We start from the raw sequence: 23,145 nt of genomic DNA on the forward strand, positions 1-23,145 counted from the left end.
CGTTACTCCAATCACTTAATCACGTAAATCAACGGAAATAGAACAACCCACACCATATCCACCATGTGCCAATAAGACGCACCGGTTTCAACGCCCGTTATATCGTCGCTATAACCACCTTTTTTAGCTTTATTAGCAACCACAATAAGTATCACGATCCCCATCAAGACATGCATAAAGTGGAAAAAAGTAATGAAGAAATAAAGGGTATAAAAAAGGTTTGTTCTCAGGTTGTAACCCAGTGCCATTAAGTCCTGATATTCCAGAAGCTTAGTAACAATATAGATTGAGGCCACCGCTATACCCATCCATATCCACTGGGCAGATTTTGCCAATTCCCCCTTCGACGCAAAGAACACAGCCCTGGCAACAAAGTAACTACTGGTAATCAACGATATTGTATTGATTAACCCCATTAATGGGTGCAGGGTCTTCTGCCCTTCTGCAAACATCTCCACGTTCATTGTCTTGGAAATCGAGAAGACTAAAAAGAGCGCTGCGAATACCGTTAATTCGGCCAATATAAAAATCCAGATCGCCAAATCACCGGGAAGCCGTTTTTGACTAGCTACAATATTACTCAATCAAACCTCCTAAAATAAAAACACTCACCCATAATAGCCTGTTCCTAACGAAAGACCACCCAGAAAAGTCACGATGTCATCCTCGCGAAGGCGGGAATGACTACGGAGCCGATATCTATCTGTTTCTTAACATATTGTACGTTGCGCCTAACCACTACTGAGTTAAATTAACATACAGCCGAGGGAGTTCATTCGGAAGCTGCTGCGGGTCCTTTATAACGACAAATGCGTTGTTGCCGAATATATAAGGTAAGTACTCATCCGCTTCATCATCAATCGTGACGCAGAAAGGCTGCAATCCAAGGCGCTTCGCTTCAATGATCGCCATACGAGTATCTTCAATACCGTAACGCCCTTCATAACAGTCAAGATCATTTGGTTTACCGTCAGTCAGAATCAGCAGCACGCGTTGATGACTTTTCTCTACTGATAGTACCTTCGTGGCCTGGCGAATCGCCGTCCCCATTCGAGTATAGTAGCCGGGTTTAAGTGCCTGAATTCGCCCTCGCACAGTGTCTCCATATCGCTCATTAAAGTTCTTGATCATATTAAACCGCACATGATCTCTACGGCGAGAGGAGAATCCATATAGCGCAAACCGGTCTCCTGTCGACGAAAGCGCCTCTGAAAAAAGCTGCAAACTGTCATGTATTACATCAATAACGCGCTGCTCATTGTTGATGTAAGTGTCCGTTGAAAGCGACAAGTCAGCCAACATCAAGCACGACAAATCTCTGACCTGAGCTGAAAAGGAGCGATACAATCGAGGGTCGGCATTAACCTGTCCCTGACTGCGCATGCTACAAAAGTCTTGCCACGCATCCATATCAACTTCTTCACCATCCACCTGACGATTTAGCCAGCTTCTCACGGGCTTTAAGTTACTAAATTGCCGGCGCAACTTAACAGCACTCGACCTTAAATGAGTGGGCAGTTCAGCGGGCGTGGCATCATCTGCAATCACTGGCAGCAGGCAACAGTGGTTATCAAAATACCGGTTTTTGCGATAGTCCCACTCGGGCAGCAATATGCCATCACCCAAAATAAGATCATCACTGTCAGCTGATGGCAGATCCAAGTCAAACTTAATACTGGACGACGCCGCCTTTCGATCCCTCGATAAGCTCAGAACATCCAGGTCGTCCGCAACGCTTTCTGCATCATCCTCTTTTGTGTCATCACCGGCCCTGTCAACCGGCACAAACTCAGACCATGAAAACAGGTTCTCTAACCTGAAAACCATTAATCCGCTATTCTTGTTGTAGGCATCCTGCCTTTCCGCCTTTTTACGCTTGCTCTTGCGTTTACCGGATTTACTATCGGAACTATCAGCATCGGGGTCATCAGCAATCATCCCTTCCGTTTCACCTCCAACACCCCCAGATGGGTACAACCAGAGATAAACCGGCATTGGTGCATATTTGGCAGGCGGTAAAAGCCTTTCGCAACCAGGATCAAGTATTGCGCGCTGTATTGCCTTTTCTTGGGTGGCATCTGCCGTAGATAGCTGTTCCGGCCTTGGTCTCAGGCGGATAAAAGCCTTGGCCAACTCATGATAAATGGTATTAAGTCCACGAAACCTGGCAAGTACCGAGGCTGTGAGCCGTTGGTTATCGACAAACCAGCTTTCAAATTCATCACTCTGTTGCGATGCCAAAGCACTAAGCCAAATATAAAGCTTCCGGTTTAACTCTTTGTCAGGAAACAACGCCAAGCGCTCTGGCAGGCGCAAAGTTTCGCCGTCTTTCCAAGCTAGCTCCACTTGGTTATGGGCACTGGCGACCTTTTGTAGAAAACTTCGGCGAGTGTAGTAATCTCGCGGTGTTGCAGCTTCGATTCGCAGCCCAGGGTCTCCCCCTAGAGCACGAAAGAGAATGCTAATAGTGAGTTGCTGCTCCTTTAAATAAACGGCTGCATCAGGAAAATCTGTACGGGCCTTGCGAGTAATAAACTCATGCCACTTAATACCTACATACTCTTCCATCTACGTTACCTGACCCGTTTATACATAACATTATTTTGAAGAACGACTAACACTTATAGGGTGTGCTTGCGCACCATTCGTTCACTTACATCACTACTAAACTGTTAAGTGAGTATCTTACAGGAGTTTGAACACAAGCCGGTGCGCAAGCGCACCCTATACAAAACACGGGTAATTGGATAATCACAAACATTGGGCGTAATTTGTCATTTTTAGCCCAAAATATCCTTGATTTAAGACAGGCTCTGCTATCAATGTGATTGGACTATTTTTTTGATTTTGATGTTTCAATCGAAACCATGGGAATCAGCGACGTCTGTTTGGTTTTTTCACCTTCGTCCCACGCTAACAGACTGCCATCAGGGTTATCTTTTTGAACCTCGACACACGCACTAATACACTGTGCACACTGCGTGCAGGTAAATTTGCTTCTTTTAAAGCTGCGCACAGGTAAGCGCATGGGGCATGCTTCTTCGCAATCTTTATCGCAACCTTTACAGAGTGAGGCCCGCTCGCGATCAAACTCCACGACCATAGACTTTGGATTCATCATCCAAAACAAACTCTGAAACACACCAACTGCACAGCCATATTTGCAGAACAGGTGCCTGGCAAAAACAAAGTCAATGGTAAACGCTAACGTCGCTACGCATAGAAAAATAGTCTCCCCACGAGATAAATCAAAATTCACCAAATCAATATAGAGAAGGATGGGTGGAAGCAAATACGAAAGCAGCCCTAGCGCCCATGAAAATGCAATAGTGACACTCACCAGAACAATTAACGACCAATCGGCAACAGTACCTTTAGCGGACTCAGGCTTGGCCTTTTCCCATATCGTAACCTTACCGGTGCGCTTATGCATTAGGTCATTAATGGTCTCTACCACCGAAAAGTGAGGGCACAACCATCCACAGTATATTCTTCCCCACTTCCAGAAAATGAAAATACCGATGGAAATAATCGCTATAAGCGGCAATACGAATCTAAAGAGTATTCTTAAACCTGTGTCGAGTGGCGTGCCACTTAGCACCCAGCTCTTAGTAATATCGAGACTTAACGCCTGTCCTAAGATAACAAAATGAGTTTCAGTAAGGTCAAAGCGGAAGATATCCAACACAGGAGCCAGCAAAAACAGAAAAAAGAATGCTGTACGGGTAATAAGACGGTTACGTTGAAGATTTTTCATCTATCCACCCTATTCCGGTAAGATGAAGCCTTTACATTAAAAATAGAACGAAAAAGGCGACCTTCAAACCTTGGTTTTTAAGCCGCCTTTTTTGGTAACAGGGCTGTTTCGCCGCCCTTTCAGGCTATTTGACTGAAAGGGCAAAAACCCCAACAGCCATGCCTGGACTATTCTATGATTCAGCTACTTCAACTGCATCACCCTTCACAAAGAAGCTAGCGATGTAAGTTAATAGGCCGATAAAGAATATTACGCCAGAGATTTCACGTAACCAGTAGAACAACGCGATGTTATCCTGCGTCGCCATAAAGGATAGCGCCTGACCAGACTCCGGAATACGCTGCATCCAAACCTGCAAGATACCTGCAGCGGTTAGGAATAGCGTGATGAATACCATCGCGATAGTCATTAGCCAGAAGCTCCACATTTCAAGAACCTGAGCCTGACGAGAGTTGCCGTTTGGACGACCACGCATAATTGGCATTGAGTAAGAGATCATTGTGATAACGATCATTACATATGCGCCATAGAATGCCATATGTCCGTGAGCTGCGGTTACCTGAGTTCCGTGAGTGTAATAGTTCACTGGAGCCAAAGTATGAAGGAAGCCCCACACACCTGCGCCCAAGAACGCCATTACAGCACACCCTAATGCCCATAAAGTAGCAGCACGGTTAGGATGCTCACGACGACGACGGCTAACCATGTTGAATGCAAACACAGTCATCATGAAGAATGGAATAGGCTCAAGTGCAGAGAAGATAGAACCCAAGTAGTGCCAGTACTCTGGTGGACCAATCCAGAAGAAGTGGTGACCTGTACCAATAATACCTGTGATCAATGCCATTGCGATAATGATGTACAACCACTTTTCAATAACTTCGCGGTCAACACCCGTTACTTTGATTAATACAAAGGCCAGAATTGCACCCATGATCAATTCCCATACACCTTCAACCCATAGGTGAACTACCCACCACCAGAAGTATTTATCCAATGCCAGGTTATGAGGGTTATAGAAAGAGAACAGGAAGAACAGTGCCAAACCTAACAGACCAGTAATCAATACAATATTGATTACAGTTTTACGGCCTTTAAGTACAGTCATACCAATATTGAACAAGAAGCCCAATGCAACAATAACAACACCGACTTTGGTGATGGTCGGCATTTCAAGGAACTCACGCCCCATGGTAGGCAGTAGACCATTACCTGTGATTTCAGCCAATGTCGCATAAGGAACAGCAAGATAACCAATAATGGTCAACGTACCTGCTGCAGCAAATATCCAGAACAACGCCCAGGCTAACTTGGTGCTGTATAGCTCAGTTTCTGCTTCTTCAGGCACCAGATAATAAGCAGCACCCATGAAGCCAAACAACAACCAGACAATAAGCAAGTTGGTATGAACCATACGCGCTACGTTGAAAGGTATTTCAGGGAATAAAAAGTCACCCACCACGTACTGTAAGCCTATAATCAAACCGAATACGATCTGACCAACAAACAGCGCGAGGGCAAAAATGAAGTACGGCATTGCAGCCGACTGTGATTGAAATTTCATTCTGCTCTCCTTAACCTTCTACATTCGGTGGCCAGTCGTTAGTATTGATCCCGTTTGCGTATATAAGGAACGCAGCCAAGTCTTCTAACTCCTGATCATTGAGGTTAAATTGTGGCATTTGACGACGACCCGGTACGTTAGTAGGCATCGCATTCATCCAGCCCTTAAAGTAGCCTACAAATGCTTCTTCATTCCCCATGCCTCGTCGCTGGAATACGTTACCCAGTTCTGGTGCAAAGTAAGCACCCTCACCAAATAAGCTATGACAGCCCAGGCAGTTATTTTCTTCCCAAAGCAATTTACCGTTAGCAACAGACTCCGTTAAGTTTTCACGGTTGTCTCGCTCCGGCATCGCTTGCATAGTGTCGAACGTTAGGCCAAGAAACAACAAGATAAAGAAGGTACTCCCCCCCAAATAGATGTTTCTGGCCATGCTCTTGGTAAAGCGCTCAGCCATTTCGATGCTCTCCTTCGTTATTAGCAATTGTTGTCAGCAATTGAGTGCACGCTAAAGGTACGCGTCCACAGATTTAAAACCCTTGATTTTGGTCAACCTTATAATTTTAAAAAAAGTTTTTTTCACAAAAACCACCTCCCGATACTTACTTCTATCTAATCAAACACAAGACATACTTATTTATAGGTATTAGCAACTTATATTCAAAAACACATAAACCATAACCCAGATCAATCTTTTATCAATTAGGTTTTTGATTTTTAACTCTCATTATTTCTCTTGATGAGAGTCAAGGTTTGTAATTCCTTAGAGGCATAACTTTACTTCCGACAATTAGTCCTTGAAGGGAGACGTCATCAATGAGAAAAACTCTAAAATTAGGAAAGCTAGCGGCAGCAGTCACCCTGACTACAGCAGCTCTTTCTGGAAGCACTGGAGCGTTTGCTGCAGCTGCTGCAAAACCCACTCTTAGCGAAGCTGACTTTGAAACAGCAAAGACACTTTACTTCCAGCGTTGTGCAGGTTGCCACGGTGTTTTGCGTAAGGGTGCAACAGGTAAAAACCTTGAACCTAAAGAGACCCTGAAGAAAGGCCAGAAGCGTTTAGAGAAAATCATCGCTTACGGTACTGAAGGCGGCATGAACAACTTTGACGATATCTTTAGTAAAAAAGAGATCTCAATGCTTGCTACCTATATCCAGATGGAACCACCTGTTCCACCTGAAATGTCTCTAGAAATGATGAAGAAACATACCAAAGAGTATGTTGCTCCAAAAGATTACCCAACCAAGCCATTACACGGCCGCAACTGGGAAAACTTTTTCGTAGTAATCGAGCGTGACGCAGGTAAAGCCGCTATTGTCGATGGCGACAAGCATGAGATCGTTGCTCACATCGATACTGGCTACGCGGTACACGTAATCAAAGGTTCAGAGCACCACAAAACACAACATCCTAAAGATGCTGTAGGACGTTTCTGGTACACCATCGGTCGCGACGGTAAAGTCAACAAGATCGATTTGTGGCAGACTCCAGAGAAGATGCTTGTAGCTGAAACCAAGATGGCATATGACGCTCGAGATATCGCGGTATCTGGTGACGGTAAATATGTTATTGCTGGCGGTTACTGGCCTCCACACTTCGTAATCATGGACGCAGAAACACTTGAGCCTCTGAAAGTCGTTTCTTCTCGTGGTATCAACGTTGACGGTGAGTACGTAAACGAAGCACGTGTTGCGGCAATCTACACCACACCTAACGAGCCAACCTGGATGGTTGCTATTAAAGAGCTAGGCCAAATGTGGCAGGTTGATTACAGCGACATCGACAACCTACGTATCGAGCAAATGGATACAGCCAAATTCCTGCATGATGGCTTCTTCGACCCAACAGGTCGTTACTTCCAGATCGCAGCAAACGCATCTAACAAGATGGTTGTTGTAGATACTAAAGAGCGTAAGCTTGAGAAGATGATCGACGTTGCTTCACTTCCACACCCAGGACCAGGTGCTAACTGGACTGATAAGAAGTGCGGCCCTGTTGGCGCAACCACTCACCTTGGTAAAGGCGAAGTTTCTGTTTGGGGCAACGACCCAATCGGGCACCCAGATCAAGCGTGGAAAATGTGTTACACCGTTGAAACTGATGGTGCTGGCGTATTCATCCGAACTCACCCTGACTCACAATACGTTTGGGCTGATCAGTTGAAGCACCCAGAGCCAGAAGTACAGCAAAGCGTTCAGGTTTTCGACAAAGATACACATGAGATTGTTAAAACTATCCGTGTAACTGAAGAAGAAGGCAAAGCTGCACTTCACATGGAGTTCAACCAAGACGGCACAGAAGTTTGGGTTTCAGTTTGGAACCGTGCTGACGCGAAGAACCCAACCGGTGAAATCGTAGTTTATGACGCGAAGACACTTAAAGAGAAGACTCGCATCAAAGGTCTAACCACACCTACTGGTAAGTTCAACGTATTTAACCGTGCGAACCACAAAACCTAGTAGTTGTAGCAAAACCAAGGAGGACATTGTATTCAATGTCCTCCATTTTGCCGTACGGCATCGAGCAAACCTGGCCGATAACGTAAGGCACATAGTGCAAAAAACATAAAAGAACTTTATTTCCTTCTCGTACCATCTACATGATGCGGTACACCTGGGAAATAACGTCAATAAAAGAATCAGGTTATAAATCTGTAAAAGAAAAGACGACAGGGCTTGCCACAAGCAATAACTCCGTTGTCTTCTCCTATTCGAGCAGCCTGGGTGGAGCAAAGCAATGAAGAATAAGTCCTGGTTACAGGAACTTTTATCCAAAAAGATAATTCTGGGTACCACTATCGGAACCTCCCTGATATTCATGGCAATAGGTGTCATCTTCTGGGGTGGTTTTAACTGGTCTCTGGAAATGACTAACACCGAAGAATTTTGTATCTCATGCCATGAAATGGAAGAGAACGTTTATGTAGAATACAAAGAAACCATTCACTACAGTAACCGCTCCGGTGTTCGTGCAACCTGCCCTGATTGCCACGTACCGAAAGACTGGATACACAAAATCCAGCGCAAGATTCAAGCGTCGAATGAAGTACTTCATAAAATTTTGGGCACTATCGATACGCCTGAAAAATTTGATGCCAAACGCCTGGAACTTGCTAAAAATGAATGGAAACGAATGAAAGAGTCGGACTCCCGCGAGTGCCGAAACTGCCACAACTTCGAATCCATGCACCAGAATTCGCAAAAGCCACGCGCACTTAAGCAGCACACGGCGGCAATCCAACAGGGTAATACCTGTATTGACTGCCACAAAGGCATTGCACACAAGAGCGTTCGTCACCTGCTAACAGACGAAGAACTGGAAGAACTTGAAGCGCCAGACCCTGAAATGGCTAAACCTGACGCGACTCTCCATTTATTCCAGCGTGATATCGAAGCTGCAGAGCAGGCCAAACTAGACGCTGAAGCAGAAAAGGTTCGCAAAGAAGAGGAAAAAGCACGTAAAAAAGCCGAAGCGGCTAAAAAAGCTGAAGAAGCAGCAGCTTCAGGTGCCTCGACTGCAAAGGCAACCCCAGCAACGGCTGGTGCAACCAGCGGTGTTAACTGGGATTCCGTTCCATCCAGAGATATTACTCTGTTCTTCCCTGGAACTGCATCAATTGAGTGGATTCACGGCAGAGAGCACGGCGGAAAGAGAGCATTCACTAAAGGTGATCGGTGCGTAGAGTGTCACGACGCTGAAACAATGGATATGGGTGCCAAAATCGTAACCGGCGAGAAACTTGAAGAGTCAGTAATTCCTGGTAAGCGCGGCAGCATCCCGGTGACTGTTCAGGCGACTTACGACGCAGAGAACCTGTACATGAAGTTTAGCTGGCCAGAAGGTGAACATGCTGCAATTCCTTTCGCTGATGGCGGTAAAATGGATCCAGATAACCAGGTTAAGCTTGCCATGATGTTTGGTAGCGATGATGTCGAGTTTGCTGATCGGTCAGGCTGCTGGGGAAGCTGTCATGATGATGTCAAGAACATGCCTGGCGAAGTGGATGACGCAACCATTAAGGCATATGCAGACTCATCAAGACTTGATACATCTGGCGGCATTACCAAATATATCGCTGAAAGCCGCACCAAAGTTGAATACAAAGGACGACGCGGTAAAAAACTCGGTGGCTGGGATAAGCTGAAGTCAGAAGACGAGATCAAAGCTGAACTTGAGGGCAAGAACTTCCTGGACCTGATCCGCTATGAAATTGGAACGGGAAAAGTTGAAGACGGTTACCTCTTGGAAGAACGTAAGATGAGCGGCGGGCAAGGTGCAACATTTACGTCTAACCTGACGGATGGCATCTGGACTGTAGAAATGACTCGTAAACTGGCTTCAGATAAGCCTGGGGATGTAAGCTTTGATACAGCCAACGTTTATAACTTCGGTTTTGCAATTCATGATGATTTTAGTGACTCACGCTTCCATCATGTATCTCTGGGCTACCGTCTAGGTTTCGACAAAGACGAGGAAGGCATAGAGATAAACGCAACCAAGCAATAATCCTCCTCTTGGTAGGTTCGCCTACCAGACCCTCAAGCCACCCATTTGGGTGGCTTTTTTATATCTCCCACACTGGAAAGTAGTCCACTTTTCTTCCTTCTCTTCCTTATGCATTGAGCCCTTTTTTCTTCTTTCACAGGTTCGTCAATATAATTTACACCCTTTAGAATATGTATATTTTTTAAACACTCAATCTACCTGATTATTGGTCAATAAATAAACTGTGGCCCATCAATTGCCTTAGCCCGTGGGCGAACAATAATTATCGCAATACAACATTACCTGGGAGATATAGAATGAAAACAAGATATATATTTAAGGTATTGATGACAGCCCTACTCGTCACATGGGGTTTTTCCGCCAACTTGCAAGCTATGCCACAACTTAATTTTGATGTTGACAGTGGCGGCTCCTCTGTTAATACCGCAGGGTAAAGCCTTTGCAGTGGTTGTTCCAGCAGTTTTAGCCTTGCTTCGGGGCTGGACAGTGAAATATTCAGTTTAGCTGCTGGTGACAGCTACACATTTGATTTCTTTGATATAGAAATATACGGCCCACCCAGCGGGTTTGGTGCCATAGGAGGATTTGTAGAGGCAACTCTCGCATTCGACCAGCCCGAAACAACATCCGCAACAGGGACAGGCCTAGGGGGTGCCCTTTGGGGATTTGACTTACTCTTCACATTTGACTGGTTTGGTGCAGGAGGACTAACATTCGGGCCAGGCGGACAACCAGGCAATGTAATGCTAACTGACGGTTCAGTATTTGGTGTCGAATTCTCAACAGTTGGCGACGCCTGCGGAGACAGGGGTTGCACACTTTATCAAACTGTCGAGGCAACGGTCACCGCATACAAAGTCGCTGACGTGCCAGAACCAAGCTCCATTGCGCTCATCGCTCTCGGTCTGGTTGCATTGAGTCTTTCACGCCGTCACGCATAACGGCGTCACACATAGACCATTTAAAAACAGGCTGTAAAACATAGGCCCTTCAAACATAGCTCTCCAGCTATAGTTAAACAGGTGTGCTGACGACCTGGCCGTCAGCACTCACTGAAACCCTTCTACCCAGGCAGGAAATATATTCATTCGCTTGTCCCGTCGGGTAGTTCGTTTCAGGTCAACAAATGCTGATTCGCATAACGTCTTTTGGGCTTCAGAAAGTGCCTTTTTGATTAACATGCCCCCTATATCAAGCGGCTCACTCTCTGCAATAATATTCAGGTTATTAGCTTTTTCCCAGCGCCTGGCCAACGGCCCCGGCACCGCAGCAACAAAGACATCCCCATGGAGCAATAAGGTGATTGCGCCTTCATAATGCTGTGTTAGATAGATATTTTCATCGTCTAAAACAACCCCTTCATCATTATAAAGCTTCCTAACTTGTTCCCCTCCCAGATAGGATGTTTCAGAAATAATGCTAAGCCTCTCCCCTGCGACACTACTTAAGTCAGAGACGCCTGTACTTGCTTTAATGATAATCGCTGTCGTCAATGGGAAATTTTTATACGTTTTCACACGATTGAGCGTTTCGTAGTCTCTCACTTCCTGGCCCAACGAGGCTTGAGGTGCCGCCGAAAAGTAAATATCTCCTGCTACACCCCCTTCTTTGAACTTAAGGTCAACTGAGCACTCTCGTTTCAGCATGTATTGCTTGAAACTTTCAATTGATCGTGATGTTTGGCTACCACCCTCCCCGAGTGGCAGAACGAGTTCGAGCGGCGCAGAAAATACCTTTATAGATATAATAAAACTAAACAACACTATCACTATTGAAGTATAACGTTTCAATTTCATTTCCTGGGCCATTCAATTATTGAGTTCAGTCAAAGTAGCTCAAAGACCTTTAAGCTATGTTGACTACCATCAAGCAACGACGGTTAATGCTGTGACAGTATCAACACCACAGATGGGTTAATCAAGGTGTAGAAACCCAATCAGGCACTAAACTTATAAGTGTTTATAAAAACATAAAAGGAGCGGGCAATGTTTAATAAAGTCATCTTAGCTTTTATGGCTTTGATTATTTCATTCACAGTGAACGCAGGTGACGTAGCGGACGTTAGCATTAAAAAGTTTGAGTTTATCCCCAAAGAAATCACCGTAAAAAAAGGAACCAAGATTCGCTGGACAAACAATGAAAAACGTCAGTATCACAGCGTCTGGTTTGAAGAGCGTGGCGACCCAGAGCCTGACTACTTCTTTCCTGAAGAAACATTCGAACTTGAGTTTAACGAAGTGGGTACTTTTCCATATCGTTGCGGCCCGCACCCCGAAATGCTGGGTACTGTCATAGTTACAGAATAGCCACACTCACAGAGTAACCATTAAACATCAGTGGTAGACCCTATATGTCTAAAACCGCATCACCTAAAAAGTTGGCTATTCAACTTACCGTAGTAATCGCCATCATTGTACTAGCCGTCATTGCCAAAAGAGCCGTTGCGAGTGAGACCGACGGTGAAATATCCGCTGATCGCGCAGCAGAGCTTACACATATGCTTAAACACGATTGTGGCTCATGCCACGGTATGACACTTAAGGGTGGACTGGGGCCTTCCTTGTTGCCTGAAGAGTTCAAGGGCAAAAACATCGAATATATTAAGTTGACGATCCTTCACGGAAGAAGCGGAACCGCCATGCCACCCTGGAAATCAATCATCAGTGAGCGTGATGCTGAGTGGATAGCAGAGTATCTATACTCAGGCCAAATCAACAAATAAACCCAACACTATACCGCTTTGGAACCAAGAAAATGCCAAGCCAAAATAAACTGAAGCTTAAAGCAGCCATACTAACGACCACTCTATCATTTGCAACACTATTGGGTGGATGTGCATCAACGACTGTCACGCAATACAAGGCAAGTGGTGATTTGGGCACTATTATTGAGAGAGCCGACGGAGCTGTTTCGATAGTCAATACGTCTGATAGAGCGGTGGAAGGACGAATCGAAGGGTTGGGAGACCTGTCTCATGCCTCAATCGTATATTCCAGAGATGAGCAATATGCATATGTTTTTGGTCGCGATGGAGGGCTGACCAAAGTAGATATTCTCAATCAGAATATTGCGAAGCGCGTATTGCAAGCAGGTAACAGCATTGGGGGTGCGATATCTCAAGATGGAAAACTTATTGCGGTATCAAACTATACACCAGGCGGCGTAAAAGTATTTGATGCTGAAACCCTTGAACTCGTTGCCGACATTCCAGCCATATATACCGACGAAAATGGCGAACAGAAGCAGTCAAAAACCGTTGGATTGGTCGACGCGCCAGGGCAAAGGTTTGTATTTAGTCTGTTTGAAGGGAACGAAACCTGGATCGCAGACTTCTCCGATGCAAGTTCAGCAGAAGGCACGGCACCCAAGATTACAAAATTAAAAAGTGTTGGAAAGCAACCTTACGATGCCTTGATATCTCCAGATGGTCGTTACTATATTGCCGGATTGTTTGGTCAGGATGGCTTAGCACTTATTGACCTATGGCATCCGGAAAAAGGATCCAAACTGATTCTACCCGATTACGGCAAAGGCCAGGAAAGACTGCCAGTCTACAAAATGCCTCACCTCGAAGGCTGGGCTGTTGCCGGCAATTATGCGTTTGTGCCAGCAGTAGGTCGTCACGAGGTACTGGTTGTTGATATGAATAGCTGGACTCAAGTGGGAGAAATTCCCGTGTATGGTCAGCCGGTATTCGTCATGTCGCGCCCTGATGCTCGCGAAATCTGGGTCAATTTTGCCTTTCCCAAAAATGACACACTGCAAATGATCGATGCCGAGTCTTTTGAGCTTAAAAAGACATTAAAACCAGGCAAAGCAGTGCTTCATATGGAGTTTACTCCACGCGGCGAAGAGGTTTGGGTCTCTGTTCGCGACGAAGATACAGTAAGAATCTATAACACCACGACTTACGAAGAAATAACCTCGCTTAAAGCGCTTAAGCCAAGCGGGATATTTTTTACTTCTCGAGCGCACAGGATAGGCCTTTAAACCGGAATCTGATGATGAGTATAGCTGTAGATGCATTAGGTCAAAAAATTATTGACCGCTACCAAAAAGGGTTTCCCCTATCCGCCACTCCTTTTAAAGACATAGCCGATGAGCTGGGGGTACTGGAACAAGACGTTATCGATTGCGTTTCGTCACTGCAGCAAACTGATGTCGTGTCACGAGTTGGCCCGGTTTTCAATCACAAAAAAGCAGGCGATAGTACATTGGCTGCCATATCTGTGCCTGAAGAGCTGCTGAGTGAAGTCGCTGAAATGGTCAACCAGTTCGACGAAGTGAATCACAACTACGCCCGTGAGCACAAATATAATCTCTGGTTTGTCGTTACCGCGACAGATCAACAGCACCTAAAGAAAACACTACAGGCAATAGAAAACAAAACTGGCTATCCCATACTAAACTTACCGATGGAACAGGCCTACCATATTGACCTAGGGTTCAAGTTGAATTGGAGTTAAATCAACATGACTGAGTTAAACGATATTCAACAACAAGCGCTGAAGTGCGCTATTCAAGAAGGGCTCCCAGTTGACCCGCGCCCTTATCAGGTATTGGCTGATATTATCGGAAGCAGCGAGCAAGAAGTTATTAGCTGTATTGAAAAATGGATCAATAGTGGCCTGATTAAACGGTTTGGACTGGTGATAAAGCACCATAAACTCGGCTATAACGCTAATGCCATGGTCGTCTGGAATGTTAGCGATGAGCTTGTTGATGACATAGGTGAACGCATCAAGCAGTCCGGTTTGGTTACTCTTTGCTATCGTCGGCCGCGCAGGCTGCCAAACTGGAACTATAACCTCTTTTGTATGATACACGGTAAAGACCGCAGCCAGGTGCTTGAGCAGCTTGAACAACTAAGGGAAGTTTGCCAACTCAACGAAATTGAGCATGACGTCCTATTTAGCTACAAGCAATTTAAGCAGTGCGGAGGCCGCTTTCATAAGCAGCACCCATCCTCCCCTAGCACGCCATCAACATACCAGTGGAATATTGAGAAAAAGGCTGTAAATCATGGATGAAATTGATCGCAAAATAATAAATCAACTGCAACGAGGCTTTCCTATTTGTCCCCGCCCTTACGAGGAAGCAGCCAAGCCACTCGGCATTACTGAGGCAGAGCTTATTCAGAGAATTGAGTCGTTGCTCGAAAACAAGACCCTGACTCGTTTTGGCCCGATGTATCAAATCGAAAAAGCTGGCGGGGCGTTTACTCTCGCCGCCATGAGCATTCCCGAAGATGAGTTTGACAAAGTAGCTGAACAGGTCAATCAATTTCCTGAGATTGCGCATAACTATGAGCGTGACCATAAGCTAAATATGTGGTTTGTTTTGGGTACAGAAAACCCGAACGAGATAACGTCCACTATTCAAAGAATTGAAGAAACAACCGGCTATAAAGTTTACAACATGCCAAAACTTGAAGAGTTCTATGTCGGCTTGTACTTTCCAGTTTAAAACTTTACCCCCTTTAAGTCAGAGTCTTCCGAAATGAATACCTCACCTACTGCCCAAACCCACAGTACATTTCAGCCCAGTGAACTCGACAGAAAGCTTATCGTCGCTACACAAGAAGGGCTTCCTCTAACACCTCGCCCCTATTTGGAAATTGCTGAACAACTCGGCGTAACCGAGGACGAGATTATTACCCGTATGCAGCGCATGCAAGACATGGGCGTCATACGTAGAATCGCCGTTGTGCCTGATCACTACAAATTGGGCTACACACTCAATGGTATGACCGTATGGGATGTGCCTGACGATATGATTAATACACTGGGTCGAAAGCTGGGTTCGCTGGATTTTGTTAGCCATTGCTATCACAGACCGCGACACCTGCCCGACTGGCCACATAACCTGTTTGCCATGGTTCACGGCCGTACACAGGCAGAAGTTGACGAACACATTCAGTCAATTGTCGAGCTTCTGGATGAAAACAACCGAGGCCATGACGTGTTGTTTAGCAAGCGCATACTCAAAAAAACGGGCTTGAGAATCAAGAAATAGTTACGGAACAAATCTGGGGAGAGCTTGCTCAAAGTCAAGGTTCCTGAGGGGATAGTTCGTAAACTATGTAGAAACGAAAAAGAGACCTATACCATGTTCCGTATTACACAATATATGCAGACTTTGCTTAACCCAACACCTGTTGGTCCTGCACGAAAACCGCCTGGCCCTGTCGTGATATGGAACCTGATCAGGCGATGTAATTTAACCTGCAAACACTGCTACTCTATCTCCGCTGATACTGATTTCAAAGGTGAGCTATCCACTGATGAAGTCTACGAAGTAATGGACGACCTGAAAGCGTTTAAAGTTCCGGTATTGATTTTATCTGGTGGTGAGCCACTGCTTCGTCCCGATATATATGATGTTTCCAAGCGTGCCAAAGCGATGGGCTTTTATGTTGGCCTATCAACGAACGGTACGCTGATTACCGAAGAGAATATTGAGAAGATTGCCGAGGTTGGCTACGACTACGTTGGTATCAGCCTGGATGGTATTAAGGAAACACACGACGAGTTTCGGCAGCTTAAGGGGGCATTCGACGCTTCGCTTCACGCCGTAAAACTGTGTAAGCAACACAACATTAAAGTGGGCATTCGATTCACGCTGACTCAAAACAACAGCCATGAATTACCACAACTGCTTGCACTGATGGATGAACACGATATCGACAAGTTCTACCTCTCACACCTCAATTATGCCGGTCGTGGCAACCGAAACAGAAAAAGCGATGCGTTTCACCAAACTACACGCAAAGCGCTTGATATGCTCTTTGAGCGAAGCTGGTCAGAACTACAAAAGGGCATCGTGAGAGAGTACGTCACGGGTAACAATGATGCCGATGGCCCTTACTTGCTGCAATGGGCAGAAAAGCATGTACCTGATCAAGTTGATGCCCTTAGACAACGCCTGGAAAATTGGGGTGGCAACTCCTCAGGCGTCAATATTTCGAATATTGATAACCTGGGTAATGTCCACCCAGATACGTTCTGGTGGAATTACACCTTAGGGAATGTAAGAGAACGTGCCTTTTCAGATATTTGGAGCAATCCAAACGACGAATTAATGGAAGGGTTTCGCCAGCACCCCCGCCCTGTAAAAGGTCGCTGTGCTGAATGTCAGTATCTTAAAATTTGCGGCGGAAATACGCGCGTGCGTGCCTATCAACTAACCGACGATGCCTGGGCTGAAGACCCTGCCTGTTACCTGAGTAATGAAGAAATTGGCATCGACGAAGACGAAGATGATCGTCTCGATATGCCATACAACGACGCAACAGAAGCTAGATTGATCCCGGTCACCCGACAACAATAAGTTGGGAACCAGGGCCATCAATATAAATAAAAATTAGAATTAAAAAATATAATTTAAACAAAATAGAATAGAGTCGCCTGGAGTCCCGGGTTATGGAGAGAGCAATGGTAGATCAAACCAGCGAAGTAAAAGCGCTCATGGGGAACTGTGCCAGCAACACCCCTTTGCAACCTGGCGAAGTAGCTCTTGTCGGTTCAGGCCCAGGTGATCCTGAATTGCTCACTCTTCGAGCACTTCGGTTGATAAGGGAAGCCGATATCGTCGTTTACGATAAGCTTGTCAGCGAAGCGATTATGGGAATGGTTCCCACAGATACAGATCGTATTTTTGTTGGAAAAACAGCTAATGACCACACCCTGCCTCAGGAAGAAATAAATACACTACTGGTAAAACTCTCGAAAGAGAATAAGCGCGTCGTTCGACTGAAAGGAGGCGACCCTTACATCTTTGGCCGAGGCGGAGAGGAGATTCAAGTGTTATTGGCTGCTGACGTGCCTTGCCGAGTTGTACCTGGCATCACCGCTGCATCAGGCTGTGCAACTTACGCTGGTATACCTTTAACCCACAGAGATCATGCCCAGAGCTGTACCTTTGTAACCGGTCATCTCAAGTCCGGAAATCTGGTACTTCCCTGGGAAAACCTTGCTCGTCCAAATCAAACCGTTGTTTTCTACATGGGTTTGCAGAGCATTGAAGTAATCAACAGAGAGCTGCAAGCTCACGGAATGCCTGGCGACATGCCGGCAGCCTTGGTGGAACAGGGTACAACGCCCAACCAACGTGTATATATTGCAACGCTGGACACCTTACAACAGCAAGTCGAAGATGAGAACGTTCAAACCCCTACTCTCATTATCATCGGAACAGTGGTTTCGGCGTTTAGTGAACAACAGAAAGAGAACGTTACTGCCAGCAATGTGGTGCAATTTGCAACAGGAATGTAATTGATGATCACCTCTTTTCTACCTAACCTGTTGGCTCACAGGCAGGCTGCGCCTACTAGCTCACTTAGCATCATCCCGAAGCTAAACCATCTAGCGTTGCTCGGCTTATTCTTGCTCGCCCCCACTAACGTGGCTGCAGCTTCTGCCAAAAGTACCCATTCGATATCAGAAACAGAAATTCCCGCACAGACAAAACAGCTTTATAAAGACAATTGTGCAGAGTGTCATGGGGCCAACCGCACGGGGTCTATGGGGCCAGCTCTGCTACCTGACAATCTCTCTCGGCTGAGAAAGAACAAGGCGGTCGACGTGATCAAAAATGGCCGCCCCGCAACCCAGATGCCAGCCTTCGCCGCCAAATTGAATGATCAGCAAATCTCATCTCTGGCCGACTATGTATTCAGTAAACCAGTGGTTCAGCCGGAATGGTCGCTTAAAGATATTGAGCGCTCTCATGTTGTCTATCACCCAAACGGTAGCCTTCCAGATAAACCGAAATTTGAAGCTGACCTGAAAAACCTGTTTATTGTTGTCGAACTTGGAGACCACTCTGCCACGCTTTTAAATGGTGATACATTTGAACCTATTCACCGTTTCAAAACACGCTTTGCACTGCACGGAGGCCCAAAATACTCACCTGATGGGCGCTATGTCTATTTTGCTTCAAGGGATGGCTGGGTTAGTAAATATGACATATACAACATGGAGTTTGTCGCAGAAATCCGGGCTGCCATTAATACTCGAAACCTGGCTATCTCAAAAGATGGTAAATATGCCATGGTAGCCAACTACCTGCCTCAGTCTTTGGTGCTAATCGATACGACCGATTTAAAACCCGTCAAAGTATTTGATGTCGAAAGCTCCGAAGGCAAACCCTCTCGGGTTAGTGCCGTCTATACTGCCCCCCCTAGAAACAGCTTTATAGCGGCCCTTAAGGATCTTAAAGAGGTTTGGGAAATCCCCTATGACCAGGGTGAGCTAACTGTCAGAAAAATACCCGTCGATGACTATCTGGACGACTTCTTTTTTGACCAGTCATACAAACACTTGATTGGAGCCTCAAGAGACTCCAAAGACGGCCAGGTGATTGACCTCGACCAGGGTAAAAAAATTAAGACGATTGACCTGGCAGGTATGCCCCATCTAGGTTCTGGCATCACCTGGCAATATCAAGGAAAAACAGTGATGGCAACACCTAACCTGAAAGATGGCCAGGTGTCTGTCATTGATATGACAACATGGGATGTGATTAAACGAATCAAAACTAAAGGGCCAGGCTTCTTTATGCGGAGTCACCAAAACTCCAAATATGCATGGGTGGATGTGTTCTTTGGCCCCAACAAAGACCTTATGCATGTAATAAACAAAGAAACATTAGAAATAGAAAAAACGCTGCAACCTATCCCGGGAAAAACAGCGGCTCATATTGAGTTTACAAAAAACGGTAGCCATGCACTTATGAGTATTTGGGATAAAGATGGCGCGTTGATCGTATACGATGCCAATACGCTTAAGGAAGTTAAGAGACTGCCAATGAAAAAGCCTTCTGGTAAGTATAACGTTCACAACAAAACAACGTATGCGACCGGTACCAGCCACTAGCATGTACTCTCGCGCTTAAAACACCCTCACAGCTATTCTCGTGACGATTTCCTTGGCCACGAAAGTAGCTGTGTCTTCCTGCTTCAATGCCTCAATGCCTCTGCGCTATCAAATCCTGCTCTAGTCAAAAGTACAAATGCTATGACAAAAACGGTAACTGATATAACAGTAAAGGCAACCTGCAACACTGCAATATTCGAAAATGAAACTCTCTTTCGGGTTTTTAGTGCTTATACTCTAATGAGAATTCTTGTTGTTAACCACATCTCATTATCAGAATAACAAATGAGATACACCTCTCACTTCGATCTACTTGCAATGTTTAATTCGCACTAAATATGTAACTTTGCGCTGTTATGGTTGGTCGTGAAACCAGAGGGCTTTGTTTAGGTTAACAGAGCATTCACGCAACACCATCAAGGATATTTCAACTCAATGGAAAACAGCAGGAACGCTATGAAAACTACAAAAAACTCAGTGGTGAAAAACACACTTAACGGAAAAAACATTCTTATCACTGGCTGTACAGGTTTTTTGGGCAAGGTACTATTAGAAAAGCTAATCTCATCAACTCCCGATATTGCGTCCATTACCGTGCTTGTTAGAGGAAACTCAACATATAATACTGGCAGGGAGCGCTTTGAAAAGGAAATTCTATCATCTTCAATTTTTGACTCACTGCGAGAGCAAGACCCTCTCTCTTTTGAATCTTTTTGTATGTCAAAGATTCACGTCGTTACAGGCGAGTTAACCGAAGCCAGTTTTGGCCTGGAAGCGAGCGAGTTTACCTCACTAGCCAACAAGATCGACGTCATTGTAAATTCAGCCGCCAGTGTTAACTTCCGCGAAGCCTTGGATAAAGCACTTAAAATAAACACCCTATGTCTTAACAATATAATTGAGTTATCCAAACGCGGCGGTGATATTCCCGTTGTTCAGGTATCAACCTGTTATGTACACGGTCTGAACGAGGGAGACATCTATGAAGAAACCAAGGCACCTTTCGGGAAACAGATCCCCCGTAACGAAAAAGGCCACTACCTTGTAGCCGACGTAATCGACCTTTTAAAAGATAAGATCAATAATATACGCTTCCCGGCCAAAGACCTTGACGAACTGAGCCAAGCACTGGTCGACCTTGGAATTAGTGAAGCGAATCACTATGGCTGGAACGATACCTATACCTTCACCAAGTGGATGGGAGAACAGCTTCTTATTGAAAAACTGGATGGCAAGTCCCTTGCAATTGTCCGCCCTTCAATAATAGAAAGTACGCTAAAGAGCCCTGCCCCGGGGTGGATTGAAGGTGTCAAAGTAGCTGATGCCATTATCTTCGCTTATGCTCGGGGAAAAATTGCCTACTTCCCCGCCGACCCTAAAGGGGTCATGGATATTATCCCGGCTGACCTGGTCGCCAACAGTATTATCTTATCAATGGCGAAGGTATTCAGATCACCCAACGAAACTAACATTTATCAATGTTGCAGCAGTGGGTCTAACCCAGTAAAAATTGGCGAATTGAAAGATGCTATGATCAAAGAAGCGCGCTCCAACTATCTTGCTTACCCCAAGTTATTTAAAAACAAAAAACCTGCAAGCAGCTTCAGTTTTGTTTCAAAGTCAGTGTTTGAAACGTCAATGAAGGCACTGCAAATGCCACTTAGCATTCTGCATGATGTTAAGTCCTTTTTGGGCAAAGCAGACAAAAAGAGCATAATGTTAAAAAATATTGATACAGCACTGACACTATCGACCACTTTTTCATTTTATGGTTTTCCTAAATATCGCTTTCACAATGGCAAACTCTTGTCTCTGGCCAAAGAGTTGGGAGAAGAGACAAACAGTGAGTTTTCAGTCGACGCCAGCACGATCAACTGGACAGAGTATTTCGGTAAAAACCATATTGCAGGGCTCGAAAAATATGCCATTAAAGAGGCAAAGAGCAGCGGTGTAGAGGAGCATAGTGGCGAGCAGGAAAGCGACATAGAATCAGTGAAGCAGTCCAAGAAGGCGGCTTAACTGCATGTAGCTATCTTAAAGGCTACATGCCCCAAAAGCAGCTGTAACAAAAAAGCCTGATTGATTACTCAATCAGGCTTTTTTGTTACTTGGCCAACGATGGAAGCGGCTAAAACTTTGGAAACAGTATTGGCTTTTTAGCTAAAGCCCAGGCTAAACCTAAAATTCCCCACATAACAAAGCTTGTATGCACCAGAGTGAAATACATAATAATCCACATCCAGCCATTCGGAGTATTGCCCAACAAAAGATATAGGCCAATACATCCAGAAAATACTAAGCCTCCGCCGAGCAGTGACATAAAAAATGTCTGTCTGATATGGTTCGTGCCCAGAGAACTACGGTCACCACTGCCATGTTTTAAAAAAAGTCGTAACAGAAAGGCAAAAGATATACCCGGAAGAACCAATAAGTTACACAAGTACCACCCCTCTGCCTGCTTGGCAAGTGAGAGGTCTTCGTTCTTGCTTTGTTTATAGCTTCCGTAGGCCAACTTATTCTCCTTCGCCACCAAAAATGGCATATATGACCTCTGTTAAGGCTTCAACGGTTGCCTCATCATCGGACAAAGGCTCTGCCATGGTTATACGACACGCTTCCATCGGTGATATTCCACTCTTAATTAGCTTTGCGGCGTAGATAACCAACCGCGTAGAAGCAGCCTCTTCAAGATCATGATCTTTTAAGTTTCTTAGGCTGTTTGCCAACTTGACCAAAACCCTCGCCTGGGCTTCATCAATGCCACTTTCCTTAACAACAATTGCGGTCTCTGCCGCTTCATCAGGGTAATCAAAGCGAAGCGCTACAAACCGCTGGCGGGTGCTCGGTTTCATTCCTTTGAGTAAATTTTGATACCCAGGATTATAGGAAACAACCAGCATAAATCCAGGCGCGGCTTCAAGATACTCTCCTGTTCTCTCGATAGGCAAGACCCTGCGATCATCGGCCAAAGGGTGTAGCACAACGGTAGTATCCTTTCTTGCTTCAATAACTTCATCAAGGTAGCAGATTGCCCCCTCTCTAACCGCCCGTGTTAGAGGGCCGTCCTGCCAAAATGTGCCTTCTTTTCCAATTAAGTGCCGCCCAACAAGATCAGCCGCAGTGAGATCATCATGACAGGATACAGTATAAATTGGGCGGCCCAGCTTCTCAGCCATATGAGCAATAAAGCGCGTTTTTCCACACCCTGTAGGGCCTTTAATTAATACAGGCAGTTGGTGATTATATGCATGCTCAAATAACGTCTCTTCATTGCCTTGAGGCTGATAAAATAGTTCATCAGTTTCGTTCTGTGGTTTTTCAAACGCATTCATAAAGCGGATCCGTGGATATATTGTCTAAAAGAGACCCAACCCTCCTGCAACCAGATAGGTGTTTGAATCTTCAAGTTGGCCTACCATACCTTGAAACAGTAAAAATGCCC

Annotated in this window: 23 protein-coding genes and 1 pseudogene; 16 read left to right on the forward strand and 8 right to left on the reverse strand. The window is 45.3% G+C overall.

Annotation, left to right across the window (positions count from 1 at the left end; translation table 11 throughout):
* Positions 1-11 precede the first annotated feature (11 nt).
* From MY523_RS10200 to MY523_RS10220, 5 genes are all read right to left on the reverse strand, one after another.
* Positions 12-584 (reverse strand): cytochrome c oxidase subunit 3 family protein, encoded by a 573-nt coding sequence (locus tag MY523_RS10200; protein WP_250658662.1) that lies wholly within the window; start codon positions 582-584, stop codon positions 12-14.
* Between the two features lie 154 nt (positions 585-738).
* Positions 739-2,568: a nitric oxide reductase activation protein NorD gene (locus tag MY523_RS10205; RefSeq protein ID WP_250658663.1), complete on the reverse strand. Its 1,830-nt coding sequence runs from the start codon at positions 2,566-2,568 to the stop codon at positions 739-741.
* Between the two features lie 265 nt (positions 2,569-2,833).
* The gene (locus MY523_RS10210) at positions 2,834-3,757 is read right to left on the reverse strand and encodes a 4Fe-4S binding protein (protein WP_250658664.1); all 924 of its coding nucleotides are present in this window, start codon (positions 3,755-3,757) and stop codon (positions 2,834-2,836) included.
* A gap of 172 nt (positions 3,758-3,929) precedes the next feature.
* Entirely contained in the window at positions 3,930-5,321 is a 1,392-nt protein-coding gene (locus MY523_RS10215; RefSeq protein ID WP_250658665.1) for a cbb3-type cytochrome c oxidase subunit I, read from the reverse strand.
* A gap of 10 nt (positions 5,322-5,331) precedes the next feature.
* On the reverse strand, positions 5,332-5,778 hold the full coding sequence (locus tag MY523_RS10220; protein WP_250658666.1) for a c-type cytochrome: 447 nt from the start codon (positions 5,776-5,778) through the stop codon (positions 5,332-5,334).
* 359 nt (positions 5,779-6,137) lie between these two features.
* Here MY523_RS10220 and MY523_RS10225 point away from each other — a divergent pair, with 359 nt between their 5' ends.
* From MY523_RS10225 to MY523_RS10245, 5 genes and pseudogenes are all read left to right on the forward strand, one after another.
* Entirely contained in the window at positions 6,138-7,781 is a 1,644-nt protein-coding gene (locus tag MY523_RS10225; RefSeq protein WP_250658667.1) for a nitrite reductase, read from the forward strand.
* Positions 7,782-8,058: 277 nt separating this feature from the next.
* Positions 8,059-8,616 (forward strand): annotated as a pseudogene (locus MY523_RS21855) (NapC/NirT family cytochrome c); the annotation flags it as partial.
* 51 nt (positions 8,617-8,667) lie between these two features.
* A complete protein-coding gene (locus MY523_RS10235; RefSeq protein WP_250658805.1) occupies positions 8,668-9,828 on the forward strand; it encodes an ethylbenzene dehydrogenase-related protein in 1,161 nt (386 codons plus the stop codon).
* Positions 9,829-10,124: 296 nt separating this feature from the next.
* Positions 10,125-10,262: a hypothetical protein gene (locus MY523_RS10240; protein WP_250658668.1), complete on the forward strand. Its 138-nt coding sequence runs from the start codon at positions 10,125-10,127 to the stop codon at positions 10,260-10,262.
* A gap of 309 nt (positions 10,263-10,571) precedes the next feature.
* The gene (locus tag MY523_RS10245; RefSeq protein WP_250658669.1) at positions 10,572-10,769 is read left to right on the forward strand and encodes a PEP-CTERM sorting domain-containing protein; all 198 of its coding nucleotides are present in this window, start codon (positions 10,572-10,574) and stop codon (positions 10,767-10,769) included.
* A 108-nt stretch (positions 10,770-10,877) separates the two neighbouring features.
* On the opposite strand, the gene MY523_RS10250 is transcribed toward MY523_RS10245, so the two are convergent.
* Positions 10,878-11,618, reverse strand: a complete 741-nt coding sequence (locus tag MY523_RS10250) for a PhnD/SsuA/transferrin family substrate-binding protein (RefSeq protein ID WP_250658670.1) — start codon at positions 11,616-11,618, stop codon at positions 10,878-10,880.
* 195 nt (positions 11,619-11,813) lie between these two features.
* On the opposite strand from MY523_RS10250, the gene MY523_RS10255 reads away from it, so the two are divergent.
* The 11 genes from MY523_RS10255 to MY523_RS10305 all read left to right on the forward strand — a co-directional run bounded on the left by MY523_RS10255 (position 11,814) and on the right by MY523_RS10305 (position 21,722).
* Positions 11,814-12,134: a plastocyanin/azurin family copper-binding protein gene (locus MY523_RS10255; protein WP_250658671.1), complete on the forward strand. Its 321-nt coding sequence runs from the start codon at positions 11,814-11,816 to the stop codon at positions 12,132-12,134.
* Positions 12,135-12,178: 44 nt separating this feature from the next.
* The gene (locus tag MY523_RS10260) at positions 12,179-12,550 is read left to right on the forward strand and encodes a c-type cytochrome (protein WP_250658672.1); all 372 of its coding nucleotides are present in this window, start codon (positions 12,179-12,181) and stop codon (positions 12,548-12,550) included.
* Positions 12,551-12,582: 32 nt separating this feature from the next.
* Positions 12,583-13,818 carry a cytochrome D1 domain-containing protein gene (locus MY523_RS10265; RefSeq protein WP_275975294.1) on the forward strand — a complete coding sequence of 412 codons (1,236 nt, stop codon included), beginning with the start codon at positions 12,583-12,585 and terminating at the stop codon, positions 13,816-13,818.
* 11 nt (positions 13,819-13,829) lie between these two features.
* Entirely contained in the window at positions 13,830-14,294 is a 465-nt protein-coding gene (locus MY523_RS10270; protein ID WP_250658673.1) for a hypothetical protein, read from the forward strand.
* A 6-nt stretch (positions 14,295-14,300) separates the two neighbouring features.
* Complete coding sequence (gene ahbB, locus MY523_RS10275) at positions 14,301-14,858, forward strand: siroheme decarboxylase subunit beta (protein ID WP_250658674.1); 558 nt, start codon at positions 14,301-14,303, stop codon at positions 14,856-14,858.
* Entirely contained in the window at positions 14,851-15,294 is a 444-nt protein-coding gene (locus MY523_RS10280; RefSeq protein ID WP_250658675.1) for an Lrp/AsnC family transcriptional regulator, read from the forward strand. The genes ahbB (MY523_RS10275) and MY523_RS10280 overlap by 8 nt, the downstream gene beginning before the upstream one ends.
* Positions 15,295-15,327: 33 nt before the next feature.
* A complete protein-coding gene (gene ahbB / locus MY523_RS10285) occupies positions 15,328-15,843 on the forward strand; it encodes a siroheme decarboxylase subunit beta (RefSeq protein ID WP_250658676.1) in 516 nt (171 codons plus the stop codon).
* Positions 15,844-15,867: 24 nt separating this feature from the next.
* Positions 15,868-17,157: a heme d1 biosynthesis radical SAM protein NirJ gene (gene nirJ, locus MY523_RS10290; RefSeq protein ID WP_250658677.1), complete on the forward strand. Its 1,290-nt coding sequence runs from the start codon at positions 15,868-15,870 to the stop codon at positions 17,155-17,157.
* A 104-nt stretch (positions 17,158-17,261) separates the two neighbouring features.
* Entirely contained in the window at positions 17,262-18,101 is an 840-nt protein-coding gene (gene cobA / locus MY523_RS10295) for a uroporphyrinogen-III C-methyltransferase (protein WP_250658678.1), read from the forward strand.
* A gap of 3 nt (positions 18,102-18,104) precedes the next feature.
* Complete coding sequence (locus MY523_RS10300; RefSeq protein WP_250658679.1) at positions 18,105-19,703, forward strand: cytochrome D1 domain-containing protein; 1,599 nt, start codon at positions 18,105-18,107, stop codon at positions 19,701-19,703.
* Positions 19,704-20,159: 456 nt separating this feature from the next.
* A complete protein-coding gene (locus MY523_RS10305; RefSeq protein WP_250658680.1) occupies positions 20,160-21,722 on the forward strand; it encodes a fatty acyl-CoA reductase in 1,563 nt (520 codons plus the stop codon).
* Between the two features lie 109 nt (positions 21,723-21,831).
* Here the strand turns inward: MY523_RS10305 and MY523_RS10310 are convergent, their stop codons facing one another.
* A complete protein-coding gene (locus MY523_RS10310; RefSeq protein WP_250658681.1) occupies positions 21,832-22,245 on the reverse strand; it encodes a hypothetical protein in 414 nt (137 codons plus the stop codon).
* Positions 22,217-23,035, reverse strand: coding sequence for a CbbQ/NirQ/NorQ/GpvN family protein (locus tag MY523_RS10315; RefSeq protein WP_250658682.1), 819 nt, complete (start codon positions 23,033-23,035; stop codon positions 22,217-22,219). Before MY523_RS10315 ends, MY523_RS10310 begins: the two co-directional genes overlap by 29 nt.
* Positions 23,036-23,145 lie beyond the last annotated feature (110 nt).

Source organism: Alkalimarinus coralli, from assembly GCF_023650515.1.
In the GTDB taxonomy this organism is placed as follows: domain Bacteria; phylum Pseudomonadota; class Gammaproteobacteria; order Pseudomonadales; family Oleiphilaceae; genus Alkalimarinus; species Alkalimarinus coralli.